At 62.8% G+C, this 25375-nt stretch carries 22 protein-coding genes and 1 riboswitch; of the genes, 17 read left to right on the forward strand and 5 right to left on the reverse strand.

The features are described from left to right. The first annotated feature begins 86 nt into the window (after positions 1-86). The 9 genes from X750_RS161730 to X750_RS161690 all read left to right on the forward strand — a co-directional run bounded on the left by X750_RS161730 (position 87) and on the right by X750_RS161690 (position 11121). Entirely contained in the window at positions 87-2069 is a 1983-nt protein-coding gene (locus X750_RS161730) for a CocE/NonD family hydrolase (protein WP_023746577.1), read from the forward strand. A 154-nt stretch (positions 2070-2223) separates the two neighbouring features. Further along, a complete protein-coding gene (locus X750_RS161725; RefSeq protein WP_023671387.1) occupies positions 2224-3810 on the forward strand; it encodes an ABC transporter substrate-binding protein in 1587 nt (528 codons plus the stop codon). Positions 3811-3826: 16 nt separating this feature from the next. After that, positions 3827-4786 carry an ABC transporter permease gene (locus X750_RS161720; protein WP_023739639.1) on the forward strand — a complete coding sequence of 320 codons (960 nt, stop codon included), beginning with the start codon at positions 3827-3829 and terminating at the stop codon, positions 4784-4786. A 9-nt stretch (positions 4787-4795) separates the two neighbouring features. Then, positions 4796-5623, forward strand: a complete 828-nt coding sequence (locus X750_RS161715) for an ABC transporter permease (RefSeq protein ID WP_023703637.1) — start codon at positions 4796-4798, stop codon at positions 5621-5623. Next, complete coding sequence (locus X750_RS161710) at positions 5623-7278, forward strand: ABC transporter ATP-binding protein (RefSeq protein WP_023746578.1); 1656 nt, start codon at positions 5623-5625, stop codon at positions 7276-7278. The genes X750_RS161715 and X750_RS161710 overlap by 1 nt, the downstream gene beginning before the upstream one ends. Positions 7279-7342: 64 nt before the next feature. Then, a complete protein-coding gene (locus X750_RS161705) occupies positions 7343-8182 on the forward strand; it encodes an alkaline phosphatase family protein (protein ID WP_023694742.1) in 840 nt (279 codons plus the stop codon). A gap of 287 nt (positions 8183-8469) precedes the next feature. After that, positions 8470-9036: a sigma-70 family RNA polymerase sigma factor gene (locus tag X750_RS161700; RefSeq protein ID WP_023746579.1), complete on the forward strand. Its 567-nt coding sequence runs from the start codon at positions 8470-8472 to the stop codon at positions 9034-9036. A 14-nt stretch (positions 9037-9050) separates the two neighbouring features. Then, positions 9051-9719, forward strand: a complete 669-nt coding sequence (locus tag X750_RS161695) for a hypothetical protein (protein ID WP_023746580.1) — start codon at positions 9051-9053, stop codon at positions 9717-9719. After that, the gene (locus tag X750_RS161690) at positions 9709-11121 is read left to right on the forward strand and encodes a S8 family serine peptidase (RefSeq protein WP_023746581.1); all 1413 of its coding nucleotides are present in this window, start codon (positions 9709-9711) and stop codon (positions 11119-11121) included. The genes X750_RS161695 and X750_RS161690 overlap by 11 nt, the downstream gene beginning before the upstream one ends. Before the next feature lie 26 nt (positions 11122-11147). Here the strand turns inward: X750_RS161690 and X750_RS161685 are convergent, their stop codons facing one another. Beyond that, positions 11148-12494 carry an FAD-binding oxidoreductase gene (locus X750_RS161685; protein WP_023746582.1) on the reverse strand — a complete coding sequence of 449 codons (1347 nt, stop codon included), beginning with the start codon at positions 12492-12494 and terminating at the stop codon, positions 11148-11150. Positions 12495-12660: 166 nt separating this feature from the next. Beyond that, on the reverse strand, positions 12661-13683 hold the full coding sequence (locus X750_RS161680; RefSeq protein ID WP_023746583.1) for a substrate-binding domain-containing protein: 1023 nt from the start codon (positions 13681-13683) through the stop codon (positions 12661-12663). 364 nt (positions 13684-14047) lie between these two features. Here X750_RS161680 and X750_RS161675 point away from each other — a divergent pair, with 364 nt between their 5' ends. From X750_RS161675 to ugpC, 5 genes are all read left to right on the forward strand, one after another. Continuing rightward, positions 14048-15403 carry an ABC transporter substrate-binding protein gene (locus X750_RS161675; RefSeq protein ID WP_023690253.1) on the forward strand — a complete coding sequence of 452 codons (1356 nt, stop codon included), beginning with the start codon at positions 14048-14050 and terminating at the stop codon, positions 15401-15403. A 250-nt stretch (positions 15404-15653) separates the two neighbouring features. Further along, positions 15654-16667: a sugar ABC transporter permease gene (locus X750_RS161670; protein ID WP_023668891.1), complete on the forward strand. Its 1014-nt coding sequence runs from the start codon at positions 15654-15656 to the stop codon at positions 16665-16667. A 1-nt stretch (position 16668) separates the two neighbouring features. Next, positions 16669-17823: a carbohydrate ABC transporter permease gene (locus X750_RS161665; RefSeq protein WP_023746584.1), complete on the forward strand. Its 1155-nt coding sequence runs from the start codon at positions 16669-16671 to the stop codon at positions 17821-17823. Between the two features lie 5 nt (positions 17824-17828). Continuing rightward, positions 17829-19493, forward strand: coding sequence for an alpha-glucosidase family protein (locus X750_RS161660; RefSeq protein WP_031242456.1), 1665 nt, complete (start codon positions 17829-17831; stop codon positions 19491-19493). Positions 19494-19559: 66 nt separating this feature from the next. Next, complete coding sequence (gene ugpC, locus X750_RS161655; protein WP_023668888.1) at positions 19560-20672, forward strand: sn-glycerol-3-phosphate ABC transporter ATP-binding protein UgpC; 1113 nt, start codon at positions 19560-19562, stop codon at positions 20670-20672. A 73-nt stretch (positions 20673-20745) separates the two neighbouring features. Here ugpC and X750_RS161650 read toward each other — a convergent pair whose 3' ends face one another. The 3 genes from X750_RS161650 to X750_RS161640 all read right to left on the reverse strand — a co-directional run bounded on the left by X750_RS161650 (position 20746) and on the right by X750_RS161640 (position 21527). Continuing rightward, entirely contained in the window at positions 20746-20979 is a 234-nt protein-coding gene (locus tag X750_RS161650; RefSeq protein ID WP_023715518.1) for a DUF680 domain-containing protein, read from the reverse strand. Between the two features lie 71 nt (positions 20980-21050). Further along, positions 21051-21254 (reverse strand): DUF680 domain-containing protein, encoded by a 204-nt coding sequence (locus tag X750_RS161645; RefSeq protein WP_023668886.1) that lies wholly within the window; start codon positions 21252-21254, stop codon positions 21051-21053. Between the two features lie 66 nt (positions 21255-21320). Next, on the reverse strand, positions 21321-21527 hold the full coding sequence (locus tag X750_RS161640) for a DUF680 domain-containing protein (protein WP_023668885.1): 207 nt from the start codon (positions 21525-21527) through the stop codon (positions 21321-21323). A gap of 499 nt (positions 21528-22026) precedes the next feature. Further along, positions 22027-22229, forward strand: a riboswitch (cobalamin riboswitch). Between the two features lie 116 nt (positions 22230-22345). On the opposite strand from X750_RS161640, the gene X750_RS161635 reads away from it, so the two are divergent. From X750_RS161635 to X750_RS161630, 3 genes are all read left to right on the forward strand, one after another. Beyond that, positions 22346-23593, forward strand: coding sequence for an aromatic ring-hydroxylating dioxygenase subunit alpha (locus X750_RS161635; protein ID WP_023668884.1), 1248 nt, complete (start codon positions 22346-22348; stop codon positions 23591-23593). Between the two features lie 94 nt (positions 23594-23687). Further along, complete coding sequence (locus X750_RS01000000162575) at positions 23688-24731, forward strand: hybrid-cluster NAD(P)-dependent oxidoreductase (RefSeq protein WP_245271800.1); 1044 nt, start codon at positions 23688-23690, stop codon at positions 24729-24731. 162 nt (positions 24732-24893) lie between these two features. Then, positions 24894-25316: a PqqD family protein gene (locus tag X750_RS161630; protein ID WP_023668882.1), complete on the forward strand. Its 423-nt coding sequence runs from the start codon at positions 24894-24896 to the stop codon at positions 25314-25316. Positions 25317-25375 lie beyond the last annotated feature (59 nt).

Raw genomic sequence — 25375 nt, forward strand, 5'->3', positions numbered from 1 at the left:
TGGCGTCGTCGCGGCGACACCGGCCGTCGCCCGTTTGACTTCATGACATGCCCGCTTCATGCGTCACTGACATCCTGGAGCATCGCATGAAAACCATCACCGAATTTCCCCGCAAGGTCGTCGAATTCCCCGATATGGGCATCGTCATGCCGGATGGTTGCCGGCTGTCGGCGCGGGTTTGGATGCCGGAGGACGCCAGCAGCGATCCGGTGCCGGCGATCCTCGAGCACCTGCCCTACCGCAAGCGCGACGGCACCATCTTTCGCGATCAGCTGACGCATCCCTATTTTGCCGGCCACGGCTACGCCTCGATCCGCGTCGACATGCGCGGCAATGGCGATTCCGAAGGTCTGATGGACGACGAATATTCCGAGCAGGAATTGCAGGACGCCTGCGATGTGATTGCCTGGGCGGCAGCACAGCCCTGGTGCAACGGCAGTGTCGGCATGATGGGCATTTCCTGGGGTGGCTTCAACTGCCTGCAGGTGGCGGCCAAGCAGCCGCCGGCGCTGAAGGCGGTGATCAGCCTGTGCTCGACCGTCGACCGCTACGCCGATGACATCCACTACAAGGGCGGCTGCCTTTTGACGGAAAATTTCGGCTGGGCCTCGACCATGTTGTCCTATTCGTCGCGACCGCCGGATCCGCTGATTGCGGGCAACCGCTGGCGCGACCTCTGGCTGACGCGGCTGGAGAACCAGTCTTTCCTTCTGCCGCTCTGGCTCAGCCATCAGCATCGCGACGCCTATTGGAAACGCGGTTCGATCTGCGAGGATTTCTCCGCGGTCAAAGCCGCCGTGCTGTCGATCGGCGGCTGGCATGACGGCTACCGCAACACGATTTCGCATCTGGTCACCAACATCCAGGCGCCGGTGAAGGGCATTGTCGGGCCATGGATCCACAAATACCCGCATTATGCCGAACCCAAACCCGCCATCGGCTTCCTGCAGGAGGCGTTGCGCTGGTGGGACAGCTGGTTGAAGGGCGTCGACACCGGCGTCGAGGCCGACCCGGACTACCGCGCCTATGTCATGGACAGTGTGCGGCCGGCGCGCTGGCACCCGGAGCGGCCGGGCCGTTGGGTGGCCGAACAGGAATGGCCGTCTCCCAACATCAAGGTCGGGGCGATCGAACTCATTGCTGACGGCGTCAGGCCGGCGATCGTGGCGACCCCGCAAAGCTGCGGGCTCGCCGGCGGCGAATATTTTCCCTTCACCTTTGGCCCGGAACTGCCGGGCGACCAGCGCCCGGACGATGCGCTGTCCGTCTGCTTCGATCAGCCTGTGCTTGCCGAGACACTCGACATCGTCGGCGCGCCGGAGCTTCTCATCCGGGTGTCGTCCGATCGCCCGCAGGCGAACATCGCGGTTCGACTGTGCGACGTGCACCCCGACGGCGCCTCGGAACTGATCTCCTACGGCGTGCTTAACCTGACGCATCGTTCTTCGCACGAACAGCCGCAAGCGCTGGTGCCGGGCGAAACGGTTTCGGCGCGCGTTATTCTCGACCAGTGCGCCTACCGCGTGCCGGCCGGACACCGGCTGCGCATCGCGGTTTCCAATGCTTACTGGCCGATGATCTGGCCGTCGCCGGAGCCGGTGCGGCTCGACCTTTCAGCGGCGACGCTGAGGCTGCCGCTGCGCCCGCTCGCAAAAGCCGACGAGACCTCGTTCCAGTCTCCCGAAGGCGCAACACCCTGGGCAACCGCGACAGTTCGTGCAGCGAATTCCGAGCGTCACGTCGATCGCGATGAGAAGACCGGCATCGTCACGCTGTCGATCACGGATGATTTCGGAGAAGTGCGCGATCTCGCGCATGGACTGGCCAATGGCAGCATTGCCCGCGAGAGCTGGACGATCCACCCCGACGACCCGCTGTCTGCCTCGGGTCGCACGCACTGGACGCAGACCTTGTCGCGAAACGGATGGTCGGTGCGCACCGAGACGTCGGCTGAAATGCGCTGCGATGCGCAAAACTTCATCGTCAGCGCCAGAATCGAAGCCTATGAGGGCGAAACGCTGGTTTTCGAACGCGATTTCGAAGAGACGATCCCGCGCGACCTGCTCTGAGCGTCGACCCGACTGGTCCAGTTGCGACGCACGATTTACGCCACGGCATGTCGCATTCCGTCTTGCTTACGGCTTTGCCTTCCGGTCAATATCCCTTTGGTAACAACAAGCAAAAAACGACCATAAGGTCGAACCAACAGAGTGAGGAACTCAAATGTCCAACGAACTCGAATATCTGAGCCGGCGCGTTGCGTCCGGCAAGCTGAGCCGTCGTGATTTCCTCGGCCGCGCCGCAGCACTCGGCGTCACAGCGCCCTTCGCCAATATGCTGCTTTCCAGTGCGGCTCGCGCGGAAGGCCCGGTCAAGGGCGGCACGCTGAAGGCCGGCCTCGTCGGCGGCGAATCCACGAACAGCCTGGACCCGGCTTTGTTCATGACGCAAGTGCCGTTCGCCTTTGGCAAGATGTGGGGCGAACTGATCGTCGAGCTGTCTCCGGAAGGCAAACTCGAGAACCGCATCGCCGAAGAGATCGGCTCGTCGGACGACGCCAAGGTGTGGACGCTGAAAATCCGCGACGGCGTCGAATTCCACAACGGCAAGACGGTGACCGCTGAGGATGTGGCGGCAACGCTCGAGCGCCATTCTGATGAAAAGTCGAAGTCCGGCGCGCTGGGCTACATGAAGGGCATCGACAGCATCAAAGCCAGTGGCAAGGAAGTCGTCCTGACGCTGAAGGAGGCCAACGCCGACCTTCCCTATCTCCTCAGCGACTACCACCTCATCGTCCAGCCCAACGGCGGCAAGGACAAGGCGGATGCCGGCATCTCGGCAGGACCCTACAAGGTCACCACCAACGAGCCCGGCGTGCGCCATGGCGGCGAGCGCTTCGCCAATTACTGGCAGGCCGACAAGATGGGCCATGCCGACCAGATCGAGATCATCGTTATCAACGACGCGACCGCGCGCACGGCGGCCCTGCAGGGCGGCCAGGTCAACATGATCAACCGCGTCGAGCCGAAGATCGTCGACCTGATCAAGCGTGTACCGGGCGTCACCATCCGCAACCATGCCGGCCCCGGCCACTATGTCTTCATCATGCATTGCAACACCGCGCCCTTCGACAACAGCGACCTGCGCATGGCGCTGAAGCTCGCGATCGACCGTGAGGAGATGCTGAACAAGGTGCTGCGCGGCTACGGCTCGCTCGGCAACGACTTCCCGATCAATTCGTCCTATCCGCTGTTTTCCGAGATCGAGCAGCGCAAATATGATCCCGACAAGGCCAAGTTCCACTACAAGAAGTCGGGCCATGACGGCACCGTGCTGCTGCGCACCTCCGACGTCGCCTTCCCGGGCGCGGTCGACGCCTCGCAGCTCTTCCAGCAGAGCGCGGCCAAGGCTGGCATCAAGATCGAGCTCAAGCGCGAGCCCGGCGACGGCTACTGGAACGAGGTCTGGAACAAGCAGCCCTTCTGCGCCTCCTATTGGGGCGGCCGCTCGACCCAGGACCAGATGTACTCGACCGCCTATCTGTCGACCGCCGACTGGAACGACACCCGTTTCAAGCGTCCGGACTTCGACAAGCTGGTGCTAGCCGCACGCGCCGAACTCGACGAGACCAAGCGCAAGCAGATGTACCACGACATGGCCGTGCTGGTGCGCGACGAGGGCGGCCTGATCCTGCCGATGTTCAATCAGTTCATCGATGCGACAGGCGCCAAGGTCGGCGGCTGGGTAGACGATCCGCATCAGGAGCTGATGAACGGCTACGCGCTGGCGAAGTGCTGGCTCGAAGCCTGAGCCCGGCTTTGCGGATATGTCCTCACCCGTCGTGAAACTTGTGGCCCAGCGCGTTGCGCTGGGCATCGTCCTCTTGCTGGCCGTTTCGGTCCTGATCTTCGCCGGCACCCAGATCCTGCCCGGCGACGTCGCGCAAGCCATTCTCGGACAGTCGGCGACGCCGGAATCGCTCGCCAATTTGCGCGAGCAGCTCGGCCTCAATCAGCCGGCTTACGTCAGGTATTTCCATTGGCTCGGCGGTGCACTCACCGGCGACCTCGGCACGGCGATGTCGAGCGGCCAGGATATCGCGACCTCGATCAAGGGGCGGCTGTGGAACACGCTGTTTCTCGCCTTCTGGGCGGCGGTCGTGGCCGTGCCGCTGGCGATCATCCTCGGCCTGATCGCCGTGCGTTACCGCAACGGTTGGGTCGACAAGCTGATCTCCGGCCTGGCGCTCGCCTCGACCTCCTTCCCGGAATTCTTCATCGGCTATGTGCTCGTCTACTTCTTTGCCGTGAAGTATCAATGGTTCCCGGCCATTTCCACGGTCTATGACGGCATGCCGTTCGGCGAGCGTATGCAGGCGATCGCGTTGCCGGCCGCCGCGCTGACGCTGGTTGTGCTGGCGCATATGATGCGCATGACCCGCGCGGCCATCCTCAACGTCATGCAGTCGGCCTATGTCGAGACGGCTGAACTGAAAGGCCTGTCGGCCTTCAACGTCATCCGCAAGCATGCTTTCCCCAACGCCATCGCGCCGATCATCAATGTCGTCATGCTCAACCTCGCCTACCTCATCGTCGGCGTCGTCGTGGTCGAGGTGATCTTCGTCTATCCCGGCATGGGGCAATATCTGGTCGACCACGTCACCAAGCGCGACGTGCCGGTGGTGCAGGCCGTCGGCCTGATCTTTGCCGCTGTCTACATCACTCTCAACATCATCGCGGACATCGGGGCGATTGTCGCCAATCCGCGCCTCAGACATCCGAAATAGGCGGCGGGCATGCTCGATATCAAACGCATCCCCATTCCCGCGCTGATTGGCATCGTACTGACGACGATGTTCGTCGTGGCGGCTGTCTTCGCGCCATGGATCGCACCACACGGCAATGCCGAGATTGTCAGCGACGTTCCTTGGGAACCGATGTCCGCAGCGCATTGGCTGGGCACCGACAATCTCGGCCGTGATCTTCTGTCGCGCATGATCTACGGCGCTCGCATCACGCTGTTCATTGCGGTGCTGGCAACCGCGCTGTCATTCTCGCTCGGCGCCATCCTCGGCTTTTCGGCGGCGGTGTTCGGCGGCTGGTTCGACACGCTTCTGTCGCGCCTTGTCGATCTGCTGATGTCGATCCCGACCCTGATCATGGCGCTCGTCGTGCTTTCGGTGCTGCCGACCAATCTGGTGACGCTGATCCTGGTGATGGGCGTCCTCGACTCGACCCGCGTCTACCGGCTGTCGCGCGCGGTGGCCGTCGACATCAACGTCATGGACTATGTCGAGGCCGCCAAGCTGCGGGGCGAAGGCAGCGGCTGGATCATCTTCCGCGAGATCCTGCCCAACGCGCTTTCGCCGCTGGTCTCGGAACTTGGCCTGCGCTTCATCTACGCGGTGCTGTTCTTGTCGACGCTCTCCTTTCTCGGGCTTGGCGTGCAACCGCCGGATGCCGACTGGGGCGGCATGGTCAAGGAGAACAAGGACGGCATCGTCTTCGGTATCGGGGCGGCACTCATTCCCGCCGCGGCGATCGCAGCACTGGCGATTTCGGTCAATCTGGTCGCCGACTGGGTGCTCAACCGCACGACAAGCCTGAAGGGAGGACGCGGGTGATGGCTGACACAAAAGCAAAGCCCGGCCTGCTGCTCGATATCCGCAAGCTGCGCATCGAAGCGACAGTGTTTCCGCCCGGCGAGGCGCCGAAGAACATCGTTTTGGTCCACGATGTCTCGCTGACGCTGGAAAAGGGCAAGGTGCTCGGCCTGATCGGCGAGTCCGGCGCCGGCAAGTCGACCATCGGCCTGTCGTCGATGGGCTATGGCCGTGGCGGCGTGCGCATCACCGGCGGAGAGGTGCTGCTCAACGGCCGCGATATCCTCAAGGGCGGCAAGGAAGGTTTCCGCAAATTGCGCGGCCGCGAGGTCTGCTATGTCGCGCAGTCGGCGGCCGCGGCCTTCAATCCGGCGCACAAGCTGATGGACCAGGTGGTGGAAGCAACGCTGCTGCACGGCACGGCGACACGCGCCGAGGCCGAGAAACGTGCCGTGGCGTTGTTCAAGAAGCTCAGCCTGCCAAACCCCGAAATCATCGGCGAACGGTTCCCGCACCAGGTCTCCGGCGGTCAGTTGCAGCGGGTGATGACGGCTATGGCGCTGTGTTCGGAACCCGACCTGATCGTCTTCGACGAGCCGACCACGGCGCTCGACGTGACGACGCAGATCGACGTGCTGGCGGCGATCAAGGACGCCATCCGCGACACCCATGTCGCGGCGCTCTACATTACCCACGATCTTGCCGTCGTCGCCCAGGTCTCGGACGAGATCATGGTGCTGCGCCATGGCAGGCTGGTCGAATGGGGCGGCACTCGCCAGATCATCAAGGAGCCGCGCCAGGAATACACCAATGCGCTGGTCTCGGTGCATGAGATCGAGCATGCCGAGCAGAAGCCCGGCGCCGCGCCGTTCCTGTCGGTCAAGAACGTCACCGCCGCTTACGGCGGCAGCCACGTCAAGGTGCTGAAGAACGTCTCGGTCGACATCTTTCCGGGACAGACGCTGGCTGTCGTCGGTGAATCCGGCTCCGGCAAGTCGACGCTGGCGCGCGCCATCACCGGGCTGTTGCCGCCGGAAGAAGGCACCGTCACCTTCGACGGCAGGCCGCTCGCCAACAGGCTTGCCGACCGGCCGAAGGAGGATCTGCGGCAATTGCAGATGATCTACCAGATGGCCGACGTGGCGATGAACCCGCGCCAGACCGTCGGCACCATCATCGGCCGGCCGCTGGAATTCTACTTCGGCATACGCGGTCGCGAGCGCGACAAGCGCGTCGCCGAACTGCTCGACGAGATCGAGATGGGCAAGGGCTTTCTCGATCGTTATCCGGCCGAACTCTCCGGCGGCCAGAAACAGCGCGTCTGTATCGCCCGCTCGCTCGCTGCCAAGCCCAAGCTGATCATCTGCGACGAGGTGACATCGGCGCTCGACCCGCTGGTGGCCAACGGCATTCTCAAGCTGCTGCTCAACCTGCAGCAGCACGAGAAGGTCGCCTACCTCTTCATCACCCACGATCTGGCGACGGTGAAGTCGATCGCCGATTCGATCGCGGTGATGTACCGCGGCGAGGTGGTGCGCTACGGCGCCAAGAGCAAGGTGCTGACGCCGCCCTTCGACGCCTATACCGACCTGCTGCTGTCGTCCGTTCCCGAGATGGAGATCGGCTGGCTGGAAAAGGCGATCAAGGGACGGCGCATGGCGAGCGCGGGGAATTAGTAGGGAATTCGCGGCCTTTGTCGCGAAAACTTCCTTCAACGGCAAAAGCTTTCCGGAGCCGCCCATGGCGCTCAAGACCAAACTGCTGCTCATCATTTTCGATGGCGTGCCCTACCGGAACTGGCGCCGGCTGATGGGCAATCTCGAAGGCTGGGTGCAATCGGGCGAGGCGCAGGTGTGGAAGATGCGCTCGGTGCTGCCGTCGACCTCGGCCTGCTGCTATGCCTCGATCCACACCGGCGTTTCGCCGCAGGAGCACGGCATCCTATCCAACGAGAACCGTTTTCTCGTCAACAAGCCGGATATTTTCTCCGAGGTCAGCAAGGCCGGCGGCAAGACCGGCGCGGTGACGCATTCCTACTGGTCGGAATTCTTTCGTTCCTATCCGTTCGATCTGGTCGAGGACATGGAGTATGACGAGCCCAACGGACCGATCGCGCATGGCCGCTTCCACACCATGACCGGCTACAATGCCCGCAACCAGATGACGCCGAGCGATGTCGACCTGTTTGCGACGCTGACCATGCTGACCCGACGCCATGCCATCGACTACGGTATCCTGCACACCTGCACTCTGGATTCGATGGGCCATCGCTTCGGCCATGACTGCCACGAAATGGACCATGCCTGCTATGCGATGGACGGCATGCTGGCAGCCTTCCTGCCGGGCTGGCGGCAGGCCGGTTACGAGGTGATCGTAACCGCCGACCACGGCCAGACAGACCGCGGCCATCATGGCGGCCGTGACGATGAAATGCAGGATTTCGCGCTGTATTATTTCGGAGCCGGCAAAGGGCCGGATCCGGACACGCTGCTCGATCAGCTGCAACTGGCGCCGACGGTGCTGAAGCGGCTGGGTGTGCCGGTGCCGGAGACCATGAAGGCTAAGCCGTTTTTGGGGTGACGGAGGTCGTCGCTGAGCCGCCGTTCGCTACCCCCTCTCCCCGTCACTATACGGGGAGAGGGTAAGGGTGAGGGGCAGCGCTAACATCAAAATAAATACCCCAACGCCGGCGCCGCCCCTCATCCGCCTGCCGGCACCTTCTCCCCGTATAGTGACGGGGAGAAGGGAGACGCTCTGGCAACACTCACCTTCTTCGGTTAGCTTCGCCAAAATTCCTTGGCGGAAGGATGAACCTTTTTGAACCTATCGGCGACAGAGCAGACAGGAGCCAGGCGGCTCGACCGGCCATGACGGCAGCGACCGAGACTGATCGCGCGCTTGTCGACCGGGTCGCGAAGGGCGACCGTGCCGCTGTTCGGCTGCTGTTCATGCGTCACCACGCGCGGGTCTATCGCTTCGTGGTGCGCCAGACGGGATCGGAAATGATGGCCGACGATATCGCAAACGAGGTCTTTCTCGAGCTGTGGCGCCAGGCGCCCGGTTTCGAAGGGCGCTCGGAAGTCTCGACATGGCTGCTCGGCATCGCCCGGTTCAAGGCGCTGTCGATGCTTCGCAAGAAAAAAGAAGACTGGATCGATGACGACGATGCGGCGCAGGTTCCCGATGGCGCCGACACGCCGGAAGTCGCCACCATGAAGGAAGACAAGGGCGCCGCTTTGCGGCGCTTCGTCGATGCCTTGCCGGAGGAACACCGCTCGGTGATCGACCTTGCCTATTACCATGGACAGTCGGTGACGGAGATCGGCGAGGTGCTCGGCATCCCGGTCGCCACCGTCAAGACCCGAATGTTCTACGCCCGCAGGAAACTCGGCGAAGCCCTCAAGGCCGCCGGTTACGACAGGGGGTGGCCGTGAGCAATCCTGAAGATATGAGCGCCGCTGGAAAAATGTCACGCCGTGACGAAATGGAAACGCTGCTGCCGTTCTACCTGAACGGCTCGCTGGAAGGCTCGGACCTCGAAGCCGTCGAGGAATGGCTGGCGAGCGATCCGGCGGCGATGGCGGCGCTTGGCGAGGCTGAGGCGGAATTCTCCGGCGCCACCGCCGCCAACGAGGCGATCCGGCCACCGGCCGATGCGCTCAGCCGCTTTGCCAGGGCGCTCGACACCGAAGCCGGACCGGTCCGCGCTCCCGCGGGCCGTTCCTGGCTGGCGCAGGCACTCGGCCGTTTCATGGCGTTGCCGGTCGGTGTCGCCTGGGCGGCAGCGGCGGTGTTGCTGGCGTTGGTCGTGGTGCAGTCCTACGTGCAGACCGGCGGCAAGAGCCATGATTTCGAGATTGCCGGCGCCGAGGATGATCTGGCGAAACTGCCGTTCGCGCTGGTCAAGTTCAAGCCGGATGCGAAGATGTCCGACATCGCTGTCTTCCTCGACCAGAACGCGCTGAAGATCGCCGGCGGGCCGGCCGCCTCGGGCGTCTTCCGCATTGCCATCCCGGTCAAGACCGGAGCAGACTACACCAGGCTCGTCGGCCTTATTGCCGCCCAGCCGTTCGCGGAGACTGTGATCGAGGGAAGGAAACCGGTTGATGGCAGCTAGGGCGGTCATTCGATTTGCGGCGATCCTGGTGGCGGCGACGACAATCGTCGCCGTGCCGGCGTCGGCGCAGACCAATGATCCCAATGCCGGCCGGGCCGACTGCACCGACGCGGCCGGAGCGGCGGCTGCCGACTGCCCGAAAGACGGCAATGAGGCCAACGTCGGCGGCGAACCAGGCGCAGTTACCCTTCCGGCCCTGATCGTCGACCTGTTTCCCAACCCACCGGCTCCCGAAGCGCCCGTGCCGACGCCACGGCCGTCAGCGCCGCCTGCCGACACGCAGGCCGGGCCACCCGCCGGCGGGGCGATCGTTTCGCCGACCGATCTTGTCGCGACCGCGCCGCGCCGTGCCATCGCCGGCGAGTTCGTGCCCGACGAGGTGCTGGTGACCGTCGACGGCGATGCCGGCGCCGTCCAGCAGATCGCCGCCTCCTTCGGCCTTGAAGTGCGCTCGCAGCGCCAGTCGCGGCTGCTCGGCACCACGCTGGTGCGCTTCGGCATTCCCGACGGCCGCCCGGTCGGCGCCGTGCTGGCGCAGCTGGCCGCCGATGGCCGTACCCTGCGGCGCGAGCCAAACCATATCTATTCGCTGCAGCAGGCGGCCGGCATCGTCAACTATGCCTTCGAGCGCATTCAGCTCGATAACAAGCAAGCCAGCGGCGAAAACGTGCGCATCGCCGTTATCGACACCGGCATAGACGACACCAATCCGGCGCTGTCCGGCGTCATTGCCGATCAGTTCGACGCCATGTCCAACGTGCCGGTCGAAAAGCGTGACCACGGTACCTCGGTCGACGGGCTGATCGCCGGCGTCGGCCCGCTCGAAGGCATGGCGCCCGGCGCCAGGATCTATCACGCCCGCGCCTTCGAGGACGGCAAGTCGACCATGGACGTCATCCTGTCGGCGCTCGACTGGGCGGCGGACCAGAATGTCAGCATCATCAATATGAGTTTCGTCGGCCCCAAGAACGATCTGCTCGGCACCGCCTGCCGCAATGCGCGCGGGCTCGGCATCATCCTGGTCGCGGCGGCCGGCAACAACGGGCCGAAAGCGCCCTATGGCTACCCCGCCGCCTATGAGGGCGTGATCGCGGTCACCGCCACCGACGCCAAGGACGGGCTGATGCAGCAGGCCAATCGCGGCGCTTATGTCTTCATCTCGGCGCCCGGCGTCGAGATGGTGGCGCCGAGCGGCGCCGGCTCTGACGTCGTCACCGGCACCTCATTTGCCGCCGCGATCGTGTCCGGCGCAATCGCCAACCTGATCCACGCCTCACCCGAGCGCTCGGCCGACGATATCGAAAAGGCGCTGGCCGCCACCGCCAGGGATCTCGGTCCGAAGGGACGGGACAATGATTTCGGTTATGGGCTGCTGGATACGAAGGCGGCGGCGAACAAGTAAACCGGGCGAATTTCGCGCCACCCAATTCAGAGCGCCGGACCCAGCCGGACAGGGCTGCCATCATGGAAGCGCGACAGCCGGAAGCGGCTGAGGTCGTGCCCGGTCTGGTTTCCCTGGATCATGTCGGCAACGACCCGGCCTATGCCAGGCCCGATACCGAAGCCGTGACCGCTCATTCCCGTCGCGACGAAAAGACCGCCGACGGCCTGCACATGATCAACGATGGGGACGACGTCCGGCATGGCGTCGATCATGCCGCCCCAGCCTGCCTTCAGGCGAACCCTCTCGAACTGCGGAAAGAGGTGCTTGAACTTGCGTTCTATCGAACGCAGACGGGCCGGTTCAGGGGCCGGGTCGAGCACCCGCATTCTCTCGAAAGGGCTGTGCGAATCCGGCGCCCAATCGCGCGGCGTCGACGAGGCATCGGGGTAACCTGACGGCGCGAACGGAAAGTAGCGTGTCCCCAGCGGATTGTCCCTCAGCGCAGGAAGATATTTGGTGGCGTGCCGGAAGGCGTCAGGTCCCAGGTAATGCAGATGGCTGCCGCCCGCGGCGAGCGTATACCCGCCATCCTGCCGGCGCCTGAAAGCGATGTGTTCGTCAGTCGCCGCACCTGCATAGATTTCAGCCAAGGGGTCCGTTGCGGCTGCGGTTACCCTGACGCTGAGCTGGGGGATGGAGACGCCGTGTCTTCTCAGGAACAAGGATGACCAGGCACCTCCCGCGACCAGCACGCTGGAGGCCTCGATATACCCCGTCTCGGTCCACACGCCCTTGACCTTGCCGCCTGAGATTTCGAGGGTTCGCGCTGCGCAATTCTCGACGATTTTAACGCCTTTTCGCACGGCGAGCCGGGCAAGTGCGGGCACCGCCAGCCAAGGCTCCGCCCGCATGTCGGAGGGCGTCGTCATCGCGCCCTTGAATTTGCGCGACATGCCTTTGATGAGTGCCGCGGTTTCGTCTGCATCCAGGAGACGGGTGTCGAGCGCATGCGTCGCAGCGATCTTCATGAATGCTTCGAAGCCGGCCATGTCCTTGTCGGTCTTCGCCAGGTAGGTCACACCTGTCTGGGTCAGGCCGATGTCCTCGCCGCATTCCTCAGCCAGTTGCCGCCACAGGCGAATAGCCTCTATGACGATGGGCAACTCGTCGGCGTCGCGTCCCTGCTTCCGGATCCAGCCCCAATTGCGGGACGACTGTTCGGCCGCAATGCGTCCTTTTTCCAGCAGCGTCACCGGGATGTTCCGCTGTGCCAGGAAAAGCGCCGTCGTCACACCGATGATGCCGCCACCGACAATGACCACCTCCGACGTTTTCGGCGGTGGGCCAGGATGCCGGATTGGATCCGTTTCGGAGAACGGGAATATGGGCAAGTGGCGCACCCTGAGGACTGGTTGATGGCTCTGGCTTACTGGTTGCCACCCACTCGAAGCCAAATCAAGGACAGGTCCAGGCAGACCGTTGTCCCAACGAAGTCAATCTATCTGCGGGCAACATCCACAAGGGTGAACTTGCCCAGCGGAGCAATTGGATTAATCCCTAAGCCGGCGCGCCGGCGACCGAGCCTCTCACCACCAGGTCGACAGGCCAGACCTCGCCTCGCGCCCCTTCTTCCAAGCCGGAAATGCGCGCTGCCAGGCGTTCGGCGATGCGGGCGCCGGCGAGGCGGATCGACGAGCGCGTCGTCGACAGCGGCACGGAAAAATTCTCCGGCTTCAGCCATGGAAAGACGTCGTCATGGGCAATCAACGACAGGTCGCCGGGAATGGTCAGGCCAAGGTCGCGCACCGCGCGCACGACGCCGAGCGACATGATCAGGCTGGAGCAGGCGATCGCCGTCGGCCGCTCGCTCTGTTCGAGCAGGCGCCTGGCGGCGCGGTAGCCGTTCTCCTCGGTCATGGTGAGTGAACAGACATGGCGCTCGCCGAGCGTCAGGCCGCTCGCGGCCAGCGCCCTGCGCATGCCGCGCTCGCGGTGGATGGCGAAGGTCTCGCGGTCGTCGCCATTGATCAGCGCCAGCCGGCGGTGGCCGAGCTGAACCAGCAGCCGGGCGGCGTCGTGGAAGCCGCCCTCATTGTCGATGTCGGTGAAGGGGTAGTCGAAATCGAAGCCTTCGCTGCGGCCATGGACGATGAAGGGAATGCCGAGCGTGTTGACCAGCGCCACCCGCCGGTCGGCCGGGCGCGGCGAGGAGATGTAGACGGCGTCGACCTGGCGGTTGGCGACGATGCGGCGATAGGTGGTTTCCTGGTCGTCGGCATCGGCCGGCGACAGCACCAGGTCGAGCTCGTGCGAGCGGGCATAGTCGCCGAGACCCGACAGGAACTCGACGAAATGCGGGTCGATGTCGACGGAGGCGCCCGTCGGCAGCACATACCCGATCATGCCCGTCTTGCCGGTCGCCAGCCGGCGCGCGCTCGGGTTGGGCCGGTAGCCGTGGCGCTTGGCGGCATCCACCACACGCCGGCGGGTTTCCTCGTTGACCTCGGGATAGCCGTTGAGCGCACGGCTTACCGTTGTCTGCGACAGGGCCAGCATATGAGAGAGCTGCTTCAGGTTCACTGGGAGGCCTCCAAGCCTCAAAGCGCTTTTAATTTTGAAGCCACGCGGCGCCACAATGGGCGCGGCCGAACTGGTCGACCATACGCACTGGTCCGGCCAGTTTGAAGCTTAATACGGTGCTGCACCGCCGTAAAACTGTGCTGCAGTGCACTTTACCAAGTCTTGCGGCCCGCAATTAAATCGATTAGCCCACCGCCCTCTTGACTTCCAGCCGATTCAATGGCGAGATCAAAAAGACCAAAGCGCTTTGGAAGACTCTTCGAAAGGTTGCGGTTCCTTTCTGAACGAGTCACAGTCCTGCAGCGTCGGCGGGCGGAATGGAGGTTCCGCCCGGGTGTATGTGTCCACACTGGGAGGAATACCGATGAAGAAGATGCTTCTGCTTGGCGCAGCGTTTGCCACACTCGCCTTGTCCCTGCCGGCGCAAGCCGAACTGAAGTTCAAGCCCGGGGAAGACAAGCGCTTCAACTGGGCCAATTACGAAGAGCTGAAGAAGGTCGATCTCAAGGGCGAGACGCTGACCATCTTCGGGCCCTGGCGCGGCGAGGACGAAGGCCTCATTCGCACTGTTCTCGAATATTTTCAGGAAGCCACCGGCGCCGAGATCAAATACTCCTCGTCGGAAAATTACGAACAGCAGATCGTCATCGATACCCAGGCCGGCAGCCCGCCCAATATCGCCGTACTGCCGCAGCCGGGCCTGATCCAGGATCTGGCGTCCAAGGGCCTTTTGACGCCGCTGGGCGACGACACCGCCAAATGGATCAAGGACAATTACGGCGCCGGCCAGTCATGGGTCGATCTCGGCACCTTCAAGGACAAGGACGGCAAGCCGGGCTTCTTCGCCTTCCCCTACAAGGCCGACGTGAAATCGCTGGTCTGGTATTCGCCCGACAATTTCGAGGAAGCCGGCTACAAGGTTCCCAAGACCCAGGAAGAGCTCGCCGACCTCGAGAAGAAGATCATCGCCGACGGCGGCACGCCGTGGTGCATCGGCCTCGGCTCAGGCGGCGCTACCGGCTGGCCGGCGACCGACTGGGTCGAAGACATCATGCTGCGCACCCAGACGCCCGACGTGTATGACAAGTGGGTAAAGAACGAGATCCCGTTCAACGATCCGGCGGTGGTCAACGCCATCGACATTTTCGGCAAGATCGCGACCGACGACAAGATGGTCGACGGTGGGGCCAAGGCGGTTGCCGCGACCGACTTCCGCGACAGCCCGAAGGGCCTCTTCTCGGTGCCGCCGAAATGCTACCTGCACCATCAGGCATCGTTCATCCCGACCTTCTTCCCGGAAGGCACAAAGGTTGGACAGGACGCCGACTTCTTCTACTTCCCGCCCTATGCATCCAAGCCCGAGCTGGGCACGCCTGTGCTCGGCGCCGGCACGCTGGCCATGATCACCAAGGATTCGAAGGGTGCACGCGCGTTCATCGAATTCCTGAAAATGCCGCTGGCACATGAAATCTGGATGGCCCAGGGCGGCTTCGTCACGCCGCTCAAGTCGGTCAACAAGGATGCCTATGCCAGCGACGCGCTGAAGAAGCAGGGCGATATCCTCGCCAATGCCTCGACCTTCCGCTTCGACGGTTCGGACCTGATGCCGGGCAAGATCGGCGCCGGCGCCTTCTGGACCGGCATGATCGATCTGGTCGGCGGCAAGTCGGCGCAGGATGTCGCCACCGACATCCAGAAGAGCTGGGACGCTATCAAGTAGTCAGCTGGCAAGCAGTCAGCTGGCAAGCAGTCAGCTGGCAAGTAACCACTGCCAAGTAATCAGCCGCTTTGGCGGCAAATTCAGGACTTCCTCCACAGACTGGATCCGGGCCGCTATGGACCGGATCCGACCGGCGCCTTACGCCGGACCGATTTGCGTTCGTTCGTTTCAGAATAACTTAAATCGGCGCAGAGCCACATCGCCAGGGCTGTTCAAGGCCCGGCCGATCATGCGCAGGGAAGAGGGACCCATGGCTGCTCAGATCTTATCGGCCATTTTTGTCATCATCATCGGCGTCGGCGGCTGCGTCGCCTATTTCTGGGGCGCCAACAAGCTGGTCGACCTGATATTCCCGTCGCGCGGCGTGGCCGGGGCTGCGGCCATCGACAATCTGCGCCGGCAAGGACTGGTCCGTCCGTGGCTGTTCGTCGGCCCGGCGATGATCATCCTCACCGTCTACCTGATCTATCCGGTGGTGGCGACGCTCTGGCTGTCCTTCCTCGACCGCGGCGGCCAGCATTTTGTCGGCTTCGCCAACTATGAATGGGCGTTCGGCGACCGCGAGTTCCGCAACTCGATCCTGAATAACATCATCTGGCTGGCGGTGGTGCCCGCCGCCTGCACCTTTCTAGGGTTGATAATCGCCGTGCTCACGGACAAGATCTGGTGGGGCACAATCGCCAAGAGCCTGATCTTCCTGCCGCTGGCGATCTCCTTCGTCGGCGCCAGCGTGATCTGGAAATTCATCTACGAATATCGCGGCGAGGGCCAGACGCAGATCGGCCTGCTCAACGCCATCATCCAGTATTTCGGCGGCCAGCCGCAGGTCTGGATATCGCTGCCGTTCTGGAACAATTTCTTCCTGATGATCATCCTGATCTGGATCCAGACCGGCTTTGCCATGGTCATCCTGTCTTCGGCGTTGCGCGGCATCCCCGAAGAGACGCTTGAAGCCGCGGTCATCGACGGCGCCAATCCGTTCCAGATCTTCTGGAAGATCATGGTGCCGCAGATCTGGGGCACCATCGCCGTGGTCTGGACGACGATCACCATCCTGGTGCTGAAAGTGTTCGACATCGTGCTGACCATGACCAACGGCCAATGGAACAGCCAAGTGCTGGCCAATCTGATGTTCGACTGGATGTTCCGCGGCGGCGGCGATTTCGGCCGCGGCGCCACCATCGCCATCATCATCATGATCGCGGTCATCCCGATCATGGTCTGGAACATCCGCCAGGCGAACAAAGAGACGGGAGGACATTGAGATGGCCGTCGCGACCGGAAAGTCCTTTGCCAGCCGCTTCGGCGTCCACATCGCCGTGCTTGTCTTCGTCGCCGTCTGGACCGTGCCGACGCTCGGCATCCTGGTCTCGTCGCTGCGCGACAAGGACCAGATCATCGCCTCGGGCTGGTGGAACTCGTTCTCCAACTCCAGCCAGACTGAAGCCGGCCGCCTGCCGCCGGCCTCGGCGCAGGTCGAGAAGGACGGCAAGTTCGTGCTTGCCGGCAATATCTTCGGCGACGGTGCTGCGCGCAACATCAGCGCCTTCGGCGTCAAGTCGGCGGCACCGACGCAATATCCGGCCGGCACCACTGCCGATCTCGGCGACGGCGTGACCTTGCAGCTCAATGCCGACGGAACGTTCGTCATGAGTTCGCCCAAGGCTTTCGAAGGCGACCGTGGCCAGCGCGTCTATTACGCCTCGTCGGCGCCACCGAAATTCACCACCGACAATTACAAGACCGTGCTGTTTTCGGAGGGCATCGGCCGCTCGTTCATAAACTCGCTGACCGTCACCATCCCGGCGACGGTCATCCCGATCCTGATCGCCGCCTTCGCCGCCTATGCATTGGCGTGGATGCGTTTTCCCGGCCGCGCCTTGCTGATCGCCACAATCATCGGCCTGCTGGTCGTGCCGCTGCAGATGTCCTTGATCCCGCTTTTGAAGATCTACAACGGCGTCGGCATCTTCTTCGGTGTGCCGTCGAAAACCTATCTCGGCATCTGGCTGGCGCATACCGGCTTCGGCCTGCCCTTCGCCATCTATCTCCTGCGCAGCTATATTGCCGGCCTGCCGCGCGAGATCATGGAATCGGCGCGCATAGATGGCGCCAGCGATTTCGAAATCTTCGTCAAGATCGTGCTGCCGCTGTCCTTCCCGGTGCTGGCGTCCTTTGCAATCTTCCAGTTCCTGTGGGTGTGGAACGATTTGTTGGTGGCAATGGTTTTCCTCGGTACCGAAGGGGACCAGATCGTGCTGACCGCGAAGCTCAACGCGCTGCTCGGCTCGCGCGGCGGCGACTGGGAAATCCTGACGACATCGGCCTTCGTCACCATTATCGTGCCGCTGATCGTGTTCTTCTCGCTGCAGCGCTATTTCGTCCGCGGGCTGCTGGCCGGCTCGGTTAAAGGAGGTTGAGACTTATGCAAGCCGCTTTGAAGGCGACCTCGAAGCCCGATCTCGCCGTCGATCGCGACTGGTGGCGGGGCGCGGTGATCTACCAGATCTATCCGCGCTCCTATCAGGACTCCAATGGCGACGGCATCGGCGACCTCAAGGGCATCATCCGCAGGCTGCCCTACATCGCCTCGCTCGGCGTCGACGCCATCTGGATTTCGCCCTTCTTCAAGTCGCCGATGAAGGATTTCGGCTACGACGTCTCGGACTATTGCGACGTCGACCCGATGTTCGGGACGCTCGCCGATTTCGACGCGCTGGTGGCGGAAGCCCATCACCTCGGCCTCAAGGTGATGATCGACGAGGTGCTGTCGCACACCGCCGACAACCATCCATGGTTCAAGGAGAGCCGCGGCAGCCGTAGCAATCCCAAGGCCGACTGGTATGTCTGGGCCGACGCCAGGCCGGACGGCACGCCGCCCAACAACTGGCTGTCGATCTTCGGCGGCTCGGCCTGGCAGTGGGACACCAGCCGCCAGCAATATTATCTGCATAATTTCCTGTCCGAGCAGCCGGACCTCAACTTCCACAATCTGGAAGTCCAGGACGCGCTGCTCGACGTCACCCGCTTCTGGCTGGAGCGCGGCGTCGACGGCTTCCGCCTCGACACCATCAATTTCTACTTCCACAGCCAGGGGCTGGAGAACAATCCGCCGCTGCCGCCCGAAGAGCGCAACGACCAGACAGCACCTGCGGTCAATCCCTACAACTACCAGGACCATATCTACGACAAGAGCCGGCCGGAAAACCTTGCCTTCCTCGAACGGTTCCGGGCGCTGCTCGACGAATATCCGGCGGCCGCCGCAGTCGGCGAAGTCGGCGATTCGCAGCGTGGGCTGGAAGTGGTCGCCGCCTACACCGCCGGCGGCAAACGCGTCCACATGTGCTATTCCTTCGATTTCCTGGCGCCGGAAAAGATCAGCGCCGCCAAGGTGCGCCAGGTGCTGGAAGCCTTCGGCAAGGTCGCCAGCGACGGCTGGTCGTGCTGGGCCTTTTCCAACCACGACGTGATGCGTCCGGCCTCGCGCTGGGCCGCCGACGAGGCCGACCCGGCCGCCTATCTGAAGGTTATCTCGGCGCTGCTGATGTCGCTGCGCGGTTCGGTCTGCCTCTATCAGGGAGAGGAGCTTGGGCTGGGCGAAGCCGAGTTGCAGTTCGAGGATCTGCAGGACCCCTACGGCATTCGCTTCTGGCCCGAATTCAAGGGCCGCGACGGCTGCCGCACGCCGATGGTGTGGGATGCAACCGCCAGCAATGCCGGCTTTTCGACGGCCAAGCCCTGGCTGCCGGTGCCGGGCAAGCACTTGTCGCAAGCGGTCAATGTTCAGCAGGGCGACGCGGCCTCGCTGCTCGAGCACTACCGGCGCTTTCTCGGTTTCCGCCGCCAGCATCCGGCCCTGGCCAAAGGCGACATCGAGTTCATCGAAAGCGAGGGCGACACCGTCGCCTTCACCCGCCGTGAGGGCAATGAGCAGATCGTCTGCGTCTTCAATCTGGCCAGCAAGCCGGCCGAGGTCGATCTCGGTGGTCAGGCGCTGCTGCCATTGGCCGGGCACGGTTTTTCGGGACAATCCGGCACAGGTTCCATCCGCCTCGGCGGCTACGGCGCCTGGTTCGGGCGCATCGACTGAGTTTTTGACGAAACTGGATTTTTTGAGGAAATCCAGGTTCTCTAGGGAAATCACTGGGAGGAAATTATGGCCGATGTCACGCTGAGACAGGTGAAGAAATCATACGGCAATCTGCACATTCTCCACGGCATCGACCTCGACATAAAGTCGGGCGAGTTCATCGTCTTCGTCGGCCCGTCGGGTTGCGGCAAGTCGACCTTGCTGCGGTCCATCGCCGGGCTTGAGGAGATCACCTCCGGCGAGCTGAAGATCGCCGGCGAGGTGGTGAACGACGTGCCGCCTTCCAAGCGCGGCATTGCCATGGTGTTCCAGTCCTATGCGCTCTATCCGCACATGACCGTCTACGACAACATGGCCTTCTCGATGAAGATCGGCAAGGAAAGCAAGGCCGAGATCGACAAGCGGGTGCGGCAGGCCGCCGAAATCCTGCAGCTGACCAAATATCTCGACCGCCTGCCCAAGGCGATGTCGGGCGGCCAGCGCCAGCGTGTCGCCATCGGTCGCGCCATCGTGCGCAATCCGAAAGTGTTCCTGTTCGACGAGCCGCTGTCGAATCTCGACGCGGCGCTGCGCGTCGCGACCCGCATCGAGATCGCCAAGCTCAAGGAATCGATGCCTGCCACGACCATGATCTACGTCACCCACGATCAGGTCGAAGCGATGACGCTCGCCGACCGCATCGTCGTGCTGAAGGACGGCCATATCGAGCAGGTCGGCACGCCGATGGACCTCTACAAGAAGCCCGGCAATCTGTTCGTTGCCCAGTTCATCGGCTCGCCGGCCATGAACATCCTGCCGGCGACAATCGACAGGACGGGCAACCCGACAATCGTCAGCCATGTCGGCGGCCGCAAGGCAACGGTGCCGATCGCAACGCCGGCGTCAGCAAAGGGTGCGGCAGTCAGCTTCGGCGTGCGGCCGGAGGATCTGTCGGCCGCCACCGGCGCGGAATATCTTTTCGAGGGCGTGGTGGACTATGTCGAGCAACTCGGCGAGGTGCAGCTTGTCTATGTCGATATCGGCCGCGCCGACCTGCCGTTGGTGACCAAGCTGCCCGGCAATGTCGAGGTCAAGCGCGGGGCAAAGCTGCGACTGACCGCGGATGCCGGGGACCTGCACATCTTCGACGCCGATGGGCACTCCTTCTCGCTCAAGCCGGTGGAAGTGAAGGCGGCTTGAGATAGCTGCGTCGTACAGGCATGAAAAAAGAGCGGCGGGCCAGGCCCGCCGCTCTTTTTTTAAGCTTCGGCTGTTAGTTGTTGCCGAACCGATCCCTGTCGCTGCTCTGAGGAACGAACTTCTGTTGGTCGTTCGACGAGTTCAGCAGCTTGTAGACCGCCGAGTTGGTGCCGGTCGACGAAGTGCGGGTGGTGTCGACGGCAGCGGCCGGCTGGTTGGCGCCATTGGAGCCATAATTGTCGCTGCCGGCAAAGGCAGCGCTCGAAACAGCCAGAACGGCTGCGGTGGCAAGAACGATCTTCTTCATTTTAGTCTCCTGAATTTTTCTGATGCCGCCAGCTGCAGCGGATAAGCCCGCCACGTGCTGGAAACCGGCTTTTAGCGGCCGAAAAGGTTACGGTCGGCACCGTGGGCAGGCGCCTGCTCGGCTGGAGCCGACTTCTCAACCGAAGCCGTATGGCCACTATCGGTCGACGTAATCGCAGGCTGGTTGGCGCCGTTCGAACCGTAGTTGTCGCTACCGGCGAAAGCGCTGCCGGAGATGGCCAAAACGGCGGCGGCAGCAAGGATGATCTTTTTCATTTCAAATACTCCTGAATTTTTTGGGATCCCGAGAGCGACGGGTTAGCCGCCCTTCTTTGGTCGGGATCAGCGATTGCCGTAGAGGTCGCGGTCGGCGCCCTGAACGACAGGCTGCTTGTCAGCGTGCGCCGGCTTCTGAATGGAAGCCGTATACGAGCTGTCGACCGAGACGGCTGGCTGGTTCGCACCATTGGAACCGTAATTGTCGCTACCGGCGAAGGCGCTGCCGGTGATCGCCAAAACGGCTGCGGCAGTGAGGATGATCTTTTTCATTTTTAGGACTCCAGTTTGTCTGTCCGTCTAGCGGCGTGTCTTGGGAGGAATTCGCGTCGTTCGGACAGCCCCGATGTGGGAAAGCCATAGGCTGGTTTCCAATCACGAAGTTGTTCCGTGTGGACCACGGTCCTGCACCTTGAAATTGTGCCAGGAAGTTCTTCTATGGTCATTTATCGTATTGTTTTCAGTTGCTTATGTCGAACCGAGTGGTTCGCTCCGGTGTCGGTTTCCGGGCCGTCGTTCACACCGTCCTGCACGCATTGTCAACAGAAACGAACCGTTCGGTTCGATTAGAGATTGCTAATAGTAACTTTTCGATACCGTTGAGCCCTTTTTGCCCCCGATCGGAACTGGATCCGCAGCGATTCGAAACGGCGATGATAGCGCCGCAAGACAGGATCTCAGCCCTTCGGTGGTCGGCGGGGCGTATGCCGCGCGTGTCGCGCCGCATGGATATGATGTCGCTTTCATGCCGACGTCGCGATCGCTGCCGTGATTAGATGATCGCATCTCAGGTGCCGCTTCGTGACGACGCAGCGGAGAATTGGGAAGCCGGTCAGAATCCGGCGCTGCCCCCGCAACGGTGGTGGAGTTGAAGTCGCAACGGGAGACCACTGGGCAAGAGCCTGGGAAGGTGTCGCGATGGTCCGCAAGGACAACTCCAGAGCCCGGAAACCAGCCCGAGATGCATAGACTCGACTGATCGCGGTGGGCGGTCAAGAGGTGGATAGTGCATGTCCGGCGCCGCGCCGGCCTGAGTCCGATCCTTCCTCCATCACCACCAAGTTCAGTCCTTAAACCACGAGGACAGAACTATGGATACGCGCAACGACATGCTGAGGCTCCTGAACGGCCGCAAGCAAGGCTTTTCGCTGGAACAGCCCTTCTACACCGACCCGGACTATTTCAAGCTCGACATGGAGCTCATCTGGTATCGCGACTGGCTGTTCATCGGCCATGATTGCGAACTGCCGAAGCCCGGCAGCTATATCACCGTGCAGATCGGCGATTATCCGGTGGTGCTGGTCCGCGACCAGAAGGGCAACATCAACGCCTTTCACAATTCCTGCCGCCATCGCGGCAGCCGTGTCTGCAACACTGAGAAGGGCATGGCGGCAAAGCTTGTCTGCCCCTATCACCAGTGGACCTACGAGCTTGACGGCCGGCTGCTGTTTGCCCGCCAGATGGCCGACGGTTTCGACAAGAGCCAGTTCGGCCTGAAGCCCGTCGCCTGCGAGAGCGTCGGCGGCTACATCTTCATCTGCCTGGCGAAAGAACCTGCCGACTTTGCGCCGATGCGCGCCATGATAGAGCCCTACCTCAAGCCGCACCGGCTGAATGAAGCCAAGGTCGCCTTCGAGAGCACCATCATCGAGAAGGGCAACTGGAAGCTGGTCTGGGAAAACAACCGCGAATGCTATCACTGCGCCGGCAATCATCCGGAGCTGTGCAAGACATTCCCCGAAGCGCCGACGGTGACCGGCGTGCAGGGCGCCGACAGCGATCCGGAGATGCTGGCGCACTGGGCGAAATGCGAGGCGGCGGGCCTGCCGAGCAAGTTCCGCATCGATCCGGCCGGGCAATACCGCGCCACCCGCGCGCCGCTGCTGCGCGATGCCGTCAGCTACACGATGTCCGGAAAGCGCGCGGTGACGAAGAACCTGTCCGACACTGTTGCCGCCGACCGCATCGGCACCTTGATGCATTACCACTATCCGACGACCTGGAACCACATACTGATCGACCATGCGGTCACCTTCCGGGTGCTGCCGATCAGCGCCACCGAAACCGCGGTGACGACCAAGTGGCTGGTGCACAAGGATGCGGTCGAGGGGGTCGACTACAACCTTGAGGAGCTCACCCATGTCTGGACGGAGACCAACGACCAGGACCGCCGCATCGTCGAGGAAAACGCCTTTGGCATCCTGTCTCCGGCCTATGAGCCCGGCCCCTATTCGGAGCTGCACGAGGGCGGCGTGATCCAGTTCGTCGAATGGTACGCGGCCTTCATCGGCCCGCGCCTTGCCGAAGGCGGCCGGCCGGCGCTGCGCAGCGTCGCGTGAGCTGGAGCAGGCGAAGAGGGACCAGAGGATGAATGCGATGACGGATCTTGGGCTCTATCGCCATCTCGACCAGATGGCGCCGTGAAACGATAGGCTGCAGGTGCTGGAAGTGATCGGCGTCAGCGACGAGGCGCCCGACGTCAAGACCTTCACCTTCCGCTCCGACAACCAGACCTGGTTCCGCTACAAGCCGGGCCAGTTCCTGACGCTGGAACTGCCGACACCGGACGGGCCGCTGATGCGCACCTACACGCTGTCGTCGTCGCCATCGCGGCCGTTTTCGATCGCGGTGACGATCAAGGCGCAGGCCGGCAGCATCGGCACGCGCTGGATGTTCGACCATCTGGCACCCGGCTCGCACGTCAAGGCCTATGGACCGGCGGGCGACTTCTCGTTGCACAGCCACCCGGCGGCCAAATACCTGTTCATTTCGGCCGGCTCCGGCGTGACGCCGATGATGTCGATGCTGCGCTGGCTGAACGACTGCGCGCCATGGACCGATGTCGGTTTCGTCAACTGCGCGCGGCGTGCCGAAGAGATCATCTTCCGCAAGGAACTCGAACTGCTCGGCGGCCATATGCCCGGCCTGTCGCTCGGCTTCATGATCGAGGAACGTTCCAGCCGCGAGGGCTGGTACGGTCATATGGGGCGCATCGACGCGATCCGGCTGCCCCTGCTGGCTCCGGATTTCCGCGAGCGCGAAATCTTCTGCTGCGGCCCCGATCCGTTCATGCGCGCCGTGCGCGGCATGCTGGATGCCGCCGGCTTCGACATGACGAAATACCATCAGGAGAGCTTTGCCGCGCCTGTGGTGGAGGAAATTCCGGCGCCGTTTGCCTCCCCGGTCGAGGACGGCATCGCTGCACCTGTCGAAGCCGTGACGCCGATCCGCTTCTCGCTTTCGGAGGTCGATGCCGGCTGCGTCGCCGGCCAGACCGTGCTGCAGACCGCGCGCAGCTCGGGCGTGCGGATTCCCGCCGCCTGCGAGTTCGGCCTGTGCGGCACCTGCAAGGTGAAGAAGGTCTCCGGCGAAGTCGAGATGAGCCACAATGGCGGCATCCTCGACCACGAGATCGATGACGGTTTCATCCTTGCCTGCTGCTCGAAACCGTTGTCGGCGCTCGAAATCGAGGCTTGAGCCGGTCGACTTCGCCGCAACGGTCGCCGACGCAGGCGTTGTGTTCGCGGGTCTTTGTCTTGCCAAGCATAGGCCGAGTGATTTAGACGCACTTAGGAAGGGCTGGGCAGACCGTGAAACCGGCGCATCCCTTCATGGGCGCATGGAACGGGGGACAGAGCGATGCAACAGCGGGTCTACGCGGTCGCAAGCAAGGACATCGTTTTCGAATCATTCGATGGCGAAGCCGTCGTTCTCGATCTTTCGAACGGTAAGTATTTTGGCTTTTCCGATTCCGGCAGCCGGGTCTGGCAGGCTTTGTCGTCCGGCGTCGCCACTGAAGCGCTGGTCGGAGCTGCCGCGGGCGCCGCAAAAATAAGCCTAGCCGACCTCGAAAGCTTCGTTGCCCGACTGCTCGATTTCGGGTTGCTTGCGCCAGCCGAAACACCGGCACAACCGCTTTCGGGCGAGCTGTCGGCTGCGCTTGCTGCCAGCAATGAGCCGCTCAAGGTCGATGTCCATGACGACCTTGCCGATCTCATCATTGTCGACCCGATCCATGAGGTCGAGGAACCTCTCGGCTGGCCGGCGGTGAAACAGGCATAATCGTTTCCCTAAAGCGCGTCGCGTTTGAACGGACTCAGGCGACGCGCTTAGATCTTTGA

This window comes from Mesorhizobium sp. LNJC391B00, from assembly GCF_000502535.1.
In the GTDB taxonomy this organism is placed as follows: Bacteria; Pseudomonadota; Alphaproteobacteria; order Rhizobiales; family Rhizobiaceae; genus Mesorhizobium.

Excerpts from the sequence above, each read along its gene's own strand:
- X750_RS161640 (WP_023668885.1), bottom strand. The coding sequence starts at position 21,527 with ATGAAAAAGATCATCCTCACTGCCGCAGCCGTTTTGGCGATCACCGGC.
- X750_RS161695 (WP_023746580.1), top strand. The coding sequence starts at position 9,051 with ATGAGCGCCGCTGGAAAAATGTCACGCCGTGACGAAATGGAAACGCTG.
- X750_RS161730 (WP_023746577.1), top strand. The coding sequence starts at position 87 with ATGAAAACCATCACCGAATTTCCCCGCAAGGTCGTCGAATTCCCCGAT.
- X750_RS161670 (WP_023668891.1), top strand. The coding sequence starts at position 15,654 with ATGGCTGCTCAGATCTTATCGGCCATTTTTGTCATCATCATCGGCGTC.
- X750_RS161725 (WP_023671387.1), top strand. The coding sequence starts at position 2,224 with ATGTCCAACGAACTCGAATATCTGAGCCGGCGCGTTGCGTCCGGCAAG.
- X750_RS161650 (WP_023715518.1), bottom strand. The coding sequence starts at position 20,979 with ATGAAGAAGATCGTTCTTGCCACCGCAGCCGTTCTGGCTGTTTCGAGC.
- X750_RS161705 (WP_023694742.1), top strand. The coding sequence starts at position 7,343 with ATGGCGCTCAAGACCAAACTGCTGCTCATCATTTTCGATGGCGTGCCC.
- ugpC (WP_023668888.1), top strand. The coding sequence starts at position 19,560 with ATGGCCGATGTCACGCTGAGACAGGTGAAGAAATCATACGGCAATCTG.
- X750_RS161630 (WP_023668882.1), top strand. The coding sequence starts at position 24,894 with ATGCAACAGCGGGTCTACGCGGTCGCAAGCAAGGACATCGTTTTCGAA.
- X750_RS161675 (WP_023690253.1), top strand. The coding sequence starts at position 14,048 with ATGAAGAAGATGCTTCTGCTTGGCGCAGCGTTTGCCACACTCGCCTTG.
- X750_RS161690 (WP_023746581.1), top strand. The coding sequence starts at position 9,709 with ATGGCAGCTAGGGCGGTCATTCGATTTGCGGCGATCCTGGTGGCGGCG.
- X750_RS161645 (WP_023668886.1), bottom strand. The coding sequence starts at position 21,254 with ATGAAAAAGATCATCCTTGCTGCCGCCGCCGTTTTGGCCATCTCCGGC.
- X750_RS161660 (WP_031242456.1), top strand. The coding sequence starts at position 17,829 with ATGCAAGCCGCTTTGAAGGCGACCTCGAAGCCCGATCTCGCCGTCGAT.
- X750_RS161715 (WP_023703637.1), top strand. The coding sequence starts at position 4,796 with ATGCTCGATATCAAACGCATCCCCATTCCCGCGCTGATTGGCATCGTA.
- X750_RS161720 (WP_023739639.1), top strand. The coding sequence starts at position 3,827 with ATGTCCTCACCCGTCGTGAAACTTGTGGCCCAGCGCGTTGCGCTGGGC.
- X750_RS161710 (WP_023746578.1), top strand. The coding sequence starts at position 5,623 with ATGGCTGACACAAAAGCAAAGCCCGGCCTGCTGCTCGATATCCGCAAG.
- X750_RS161635 (WP_023668884.1), top strand. The coding sequence starts at position 22,346 with ATGGATACGCGCAACGACATGCTGAGGCTCCTGAACGGCCGCAAGCAA.
- X750_RS161700 (WP_023746579.1), top strand. The coding sequence starts at position 8,470 with ATGACGGCAGCGACCGAGACTGATCGCGCGCTTGTCGACCGGGTCGCG.
- X750_RS161665 (WP_023746584.1), top strand. The coding sequence starts at position 16,669 with ATGGCCGTCGCGACCGGAAAGTCCTTTGCCAGCCGCTTCGGCGTCCAC.